Raw genomic sequence first — 5984 nt, forward strand, 5'->3', positions numbered from 1 at the left:
GTGTTCTATCGTGCAGCACTGGAGGCGGGGGCCAAAGACAATGGCGCGCCTGGACTGCGCCCGAACTACACCGGGAAATACTATGCCGCTTTCGTTATCGGTCCGGACGGGCACAACATCGAAATGGTTTGCCACGAATCCGAGGCCTAACAATTCATTCAAGCCGAAGCCGCTTCGCGGCTCGGCTTAATTCAGGCGTTAGGCAGTGGAAAGAGATCTCTATCAGCCCCCCGCAAGCAAACTCCCAACCGGCCCGAAGGTTCGCTCGCGGCGCTTGATCCATTGTTCTATCGCCTGGGTATCGGGTTTCTTCGCGCTCCCAATTTTCTACTCGGCGCTCCGGCTTACAGGAGCTAGCAGCGTACGGGCTCCGCTTCTTGAGCGGGCGACTATGGAAGACCTAATTGCGTGCGCTATCGCAGGCACGGTGGCAGCGCTCGCACTGGTGCCATTCCGGCGTCTCCCAGCGTGGCTGGCTGGCCTGGCGGGTATTGTCCTGCCGCTGTTCCTCTTCCTATTGTTTGCGGTGGCAGTGACCGTTTACCGGCTCACTGCCTAACAATTCATTCAAGCCGAAGCCGCTTCGCGGCTCGGCTTAATTCAGGCGTTAGGCGGCACCCAATGTCCATGCGATCTGTAGTGGTTGCCCTGATCTCACTTTGCTCCCTCGCGTGCGGCGATGGCCACTTGCTGTCACCTCCAAGCAAGTGGGGTGGCGACTTCACTGATCGATCGCCGCCCACTGCCGAGTGCCCTGGCGGCACCCTCGATCACCTGCTGACCCGTATGGCGGTTTCGGCGCCATACACCGCCGGGGAGTTTGAGGAGGACATACCGGATTCTGTCCGCCTTCGCCTCACGAGCGACGACAGACTCCACACGTTCCAATTCAGCACGGACCCAGACTCGGGAGATTTCTGGGGATTCAGCGGCTACTTGGTGTCGCGCGGCAATTGCATCATCCACGCGCAGGTCACCGGCTATGACAACTTGGCAGCCGCCTAACAATTCATTCAAGCCGAAGCCGCTTCGCGGCTCGGCTTAATTCAGGCGTTAGGCCGCACACATGGATCTGTACTCACTCATCCTTGAGCATCCAGGCAAATCCTTCATCACCCAGGTCCATGCTTCTAGCGCAGATGAGGCAGTCAGCACCTTCTTCTCTGATGCTTATCCAGGCCTGCGAGAGAAAGCATTCGGCCCGGCCTCTCCAAGCCTCAGCGGCGGCGATATCATCTACGTCACGCCCATGACCGGCTTGGTAAATATCTAGGCCGCGCCTGTCGGTCGCGAGGGGCAGTATGTTTCGGTGGTCTGCGCTCGCACGGTTCCGGGCGCGGCCTAACAATTCATTCAAGCCGAAGCCGCTGCGCGGCTCGGCTTAATTCAGGCGTTAGAGGTGCATATGAAGTCTCTCGCAGTCCTAACCTCGCTACTGGCGGCTGCCTTGCTTGCCTACGCGGCTTGGCGCGCTGACTTTGTAATTGCGTTCGCTCATGGTGACCCCAGCATTGATCACGTCGCAAAGACACTTGAGTCGGCCAAGGACCCAGAGCTACTTAATATCTCTGCGGTAGCCCAGGCTCAACTTGCGAGCAAATGGTCAAAGATTGCGGGCAAATACATTCTTCTATTCCATTGCTCGCTCACCGCTCTAGCGATTTCTTTGCTCGCCGTTGCCTCGCTTCTCTGGCGCACCTCTAACAATTCATTCAAGCCGAAGCCGCTTCGCGGCTCGGCTTAATTCAGGCGTTAGAGCCCATATGACGATTCGCGAGCAGATACAGCGAAAGGCCCGGCCCCTCCGCCTTGGCTTCTTTGCTGCGTGGGCATTGATGGCTATCCCGATGCTCTTCAAGCTGGAGCCGCCGTACAGCTACGCAATTGGAGTTGGGGTCGCCTTGGTCGCTCTAGTTCTGTTTGTTGCCTATCGTTCCATCCGTTGCCCCCGCTGCGGAGCCAGTCTCTGGCTTGCCGGTATGGGCTTCCTGGCTCCCAATGCAACATCCGGCCCTGGCCACAATTGCCCCAAGTGCGGGGTTGGTTTTGGTGAGCCGGCTGGGCTCTAACAATTCATTCAAGCCGAAGCCGCTTCGCGGCTCGGCTTAATTCAGGCGTTAGGTGCCATAGATGCATAACCTGCCGTTAGCGCTTTCCTTTCTCGCAGCTTTGCTCGTATGCAGCTGCAGCAAAGACTCGCCTCCTCCGGCCCCAGTAGCCGATGACGCTCGCCTTGCGGATGCATGCCCCCTTTCCATCCGAGAGGTCGGAGAAAATGGCCAGGTAGCTAGCCGGCCGTTCATTCGCCCGGAGCATGTGGCTGCGATAGGTACCGCTCCGGGGCCCGTGCCCGCACTACTCGTTACTCTGACTTCGGACGGGGAGAAGCGGATGCTTAGCTACACCAAGAGCAGTGTCGGCCGGTCAGTCGCGGTATTTTGCGGTGACATGGAGGTCTCACGCCCCTACATCACCAAACCATTCTCAAACCACTTTCAGGTTGCCTTGCCACAGCCGGCTGGCACCTAACAATTCATTCAAGCCGAAGCCGCTTCGCGGCTCGGCTTAATTCAGGCGTTAGGCATCTATGGCAGACGTCACAACGGCCGACACAAACGGCAAGACCGTACGTATCGGCAACCTCGTCAGAGTCATCGCCCTGCAGATGGAGCTGTTCGATTTCCTCGAGCCCAGCGAGATCGAGGACATTCGCTCCATGATTGGCGAGACATTTCCCGTAGAGGAAATATCCTCTACCGGCTTGGTAACAGTGACAAAGTGGCTCAACCGTGGGCCTGGTCAACACGAGTCGCATACCCTGTCCCTACCTCAGGGGCAGTTTGAGCTCGTCGGCTAGATGCCTAACAATTCATTCAAGCCGAAGCCGCTTCGCGGCTCGGCTTAATTCAGGCGTTAGACGGCAGCGACAGATGCTCGGCGATCAAATTAAAAAGCTAGCGGCCGCATGGGCTGATGCATACGAGCATCTCGGCGGTCCCACGGAAGATGAGTGGCCTGTCGTATTTGAGGTGATTGACCTTACCGGGTCGGAACCTGAAACGCTCTGGCAATTTGTTCTTGATGTGCTCGCACTCCAGCCATCCAATAACGTCTTAGGCATGCTTGCGGCTGGCCCACTCGAAGATCTTATTCAAGACCACGGCGCCGCCTTTGTAGATCGGGTGGCGGCTGAGGCCAAGAGTAATCAATCTTTTGCAGCATTGTTGCCTAAGGTGTGGGTTCCGGCCTCTGGTGATCCAATCACCCAGCGTTATATTCAACTCGGCTGCGACCAGGTGGGGCAGCCGTCTAACAATTCATTCAAGCCGAAACCGCTTCGCGGTTCGGCTTAATTCAGGCGTTAGGCCGCACAGGAGACCTTCTTGCAAGCTTTCAAGTTCTTTGCACTCTCGTCCTTGTCGGTGATCGCATTTGATGCGGTCGCATCTATCGCCTCCCTGGGGTTTGGCTTCCCCTAGTCGTATGCCACCGTTGGCTCCGCTGCCCTTTACATCGTGTTCGCATACTTCGCCGCCCGGATGTTTGGCTTCTGGGCTGCACTCTTGCTTGGCGCTGTAATGGGCATCACTGACGTAACGCTTGGCTGGGCCGTCTCTTGGGCCATTGGTCCTGGCCGGGTTGCCATCGACCTCACGCCGTCGGACTGGATCTATACCGCAGCATTCGCGATAGTCCTAGGTGCAATTTTCGGACTTATTGGTGGCAGCATTGGTGCGCTCACAGCGCGGCGGCGCGCGGCCTAACAATTCATTCAAGCCGAAGCCGCTTCGCGGCTCGGCTTAATTCAGGCGTTAGGCCTCATGCCAATCTCTTGCCAAATCGACTTTTCCATTTTTCTCTCTGACGGCAGCGCCTTCGGCAATGTTGATGGAGAGTTGGAGCTGCCCGGCATTCCGCGCATCGGCGAGAGCATCTCGTTTCTTTTCCCAAACAATGGGGTAATGCCTATTGCCCTACCGGACTACCCAGGCATCCTTCGAGTCGAGAATGTTAGCTACGCCCCTCTGGCTCTTGGCACTTCCGTTTTGCTGAGCCTTGAGCCAGTTACGCTACGCACAAGCTCAGACGCACTCGCGCTCTGTGAGTTCTTACAAGCAAGCTACGGCCTGTACGGTAATCCGTATGAGGCCTAACAATTCATTCAAGCCGAAGCCGCTTCGCGGCTCGGCTTAATTCAGGCGTTAGGGCCCACATGAAACGCAGCGATGAACTCGCCATGGTTATAGCGCCGCTAGCAGCGCTTATCCCCGCCGGAGTGCTCTCCGGCAAGCTGGCTCTATACGTCTTAGTTTTCGGCTCCCTGCTTTCCTATCTTGTCGCTCTCGCCATATGCTGGCCCCTGCTAGTTTTCTTGCGCCGCCGTGGGTGGGCCCATGCATGGAGCCTTTCACTTGTAGGTCTGGCTTCGTCAGCTCCATTTGCAGTGCTGTTTATGGACCTTGGCTGGGCGCTCACTATCGGCATATTTTGCCTGGGCTCTCAGGCGGGCTGCTCGTGCGGTTCGTCGCTGTGGGCCCTAACAATTCATTCAAGCCGAAGCCGCTTCGCGGCTCGGCTTAATTCAGGCGTTAGGCCACATGGACAGAGAAGTAGCACCCCAGCCCTATCCTCACGTCGTTAGTCGCGGCGACATCTTCTGGGTCGCTGCCGACGAGACAAAGGGCTCGGTCCCGGGGGCGCCTCACCCCCATGTCGTCGTGCAAGACGACGTCTTTAATCACTCTCGTATCAGCACCGTCGTCGTCTGCGCCCTGAGCTCAAACCTTCGCAAAGCCTCCGAGCCCGGCAATGTCCTGCTGGAGCCAGGTGAGGGAGGCTTGGAGCGGCAAAGCGTTGTGGTCGCCTCGCAGATATCCTGCATCTATAAAGCGCGGCTAGGCTCGCACATTGGGTCGCTGTCGCAGGCACGTATCGGCCAAGTTCTTTCGGGGTTACGCTTTGTCCAAGAGGCCTTTCATAGTCGCGGCTAGAGCGCTGGCTACGCGGCCTAACAATTCATTCAAGCCGAAGCCGCTTCGCGGCTCGGCTTAATTCAGGCGTTAGGGCTCAGGGGAAAGGTCAGTGAGGCTTTTAGTTCTAATTCTGCTTCTCTTCTCAGCAGGGTGTTCTTCCTCGATCTGCGATGAATCGTCGGATGAGGTGACCTTTGCGCGTTCGCTACCTGAGACTCGCCTAGTCAAGCTGTCTCAAGACTTGCAGCGGCTGGCCCCAACATCTGAGGCCCGCCATGGCTGGCCTATCCACGATGGCTTTCCTGTCGAGCTTGCTGACCTTAAACCACACTCAGCTAAGTCTCAGGGCGATGAATTTGAGGTGGTCCTTAAGCATTGCGGAGACCACCGAGTTGTCCTGGCATCGCCGATTGGCGGGCAAGAACAGCGCATTACGCTCTCTTGGGGTGAGGGGCCCACGTTTGGGCAGCAGGTGCTTTGGCACCAGCCTGAGCCCTAACAATTCATTCAAGCCGAAGCCGCTTCGCGGCTCGGCTTAATTCAGGCGTTAGGCCCCGGACCAAACATGACACCTAGCCAAGAGAAGAAGTACCTAGCCGCTGTTCTAGCTGAGCTAGACAATCCCAGCTCCAGAGTTCATCCCAGCTGGTGGATATGCATCGGCTTCGGTGTAGTGACCATGGCCTTGCTCATGGCTGTACACCGAGCTGGCTATCTGGCCTCGCCTCTGGTGATGTCTTTCATCTTTCTGTTTCTCGGTATGGGGTTCGGCGTCGGCCTGTACGTCGCCAGGTCCTCCGACAACTGGCCCACAATCCGGAAGCACTTTAACCGTGACAGCATCAAGGCTCGGATAGATGAGCTCGGTGCCTAACAATTCATTCAAGCCGAAGCCGCTTCGCGGCTCGGCTTAATTCAGGCGTTAGGCGCCATCCCCATTTGCCATGACACTCATTCGCCAATACTCACCGGCTGACGCTCAAGCCGTCGTCGATGTGATCCTCCCAATCC

At 57.3% G+C, this 5984-nt stretch carries 5 protein-coding genes; all 5 read left to right on the forward strand.

Annotated elements, in window-relative coordinates; translation table 11 throughout:
• Nucleotides 1-1066 precede the first annotated feature (1066 nt).
• The 5 genes from ACYVGK_RS14625 (at nt 1067) to ACYVGK_RS14645 (ending at nt 4991) form a co-directional block, all read left to right on the forward strand.
• Nucleotides 1067-1273, forward strand: a complete 207-nt coding sequence (locus tag ACYVGK_RS14625) for a hypothetical protein (RefSeq protein ID WP_460734990.1) — start codon at nt 1067-1069, stop codon at nt 1271-1273.
• Between the two features lie 132 nt (nt 1274-1405).
• Nucleotides 1406-1744, forward strand: coding sequence for a hypothetical protein (locus tag ACYVGK_RS14630; RefSeq protein WP_460734992.1), 339 nt, complete (start codon nt 1406-1408; stop codon nt 1742-1744).
• Nucleotides 1745-2587: 843 nt separating this feature from the next.
• The gene (locus ACYVGK_RS14635; protein ID WP_460734994.1) at nt 2588-2857 is read left to right on the forward strand and encodes a hypothetical protein; all 270 of its coding nucleotides are present in this window, start codon (nt 2588-2590) and stop codon (nt 2855-2857) included.
• A gap of 73 nt (nt 2858-2930) precedes the next feature.
• Entirely contained in the window at nt 2931-3353 is a 423-nt protein-coding gene (locus ACYVGK_RS14640; RefSeq protein ID WP_460734996.1) for a DUF6869 domain-containing protein, read from the forward strand.
• Nucleotides 3354-4598: 1245 nt separating this feature from the next.
• Entirely contained in the window at nt 4599-4991 is a 393-nt protein-coding gene (locus ACYVGK_RS14645; RefSeq protein ID WP_460734997.1) for a type II toxin-antitoxin system PemK/MazF family toxin, read from the forward strand.
• Nucleotides 4992-5984: the final 993 nt, after the last annotated feature.

The organism is Lysobacter tyrosinilyticus, assembly GCF_054779815.1.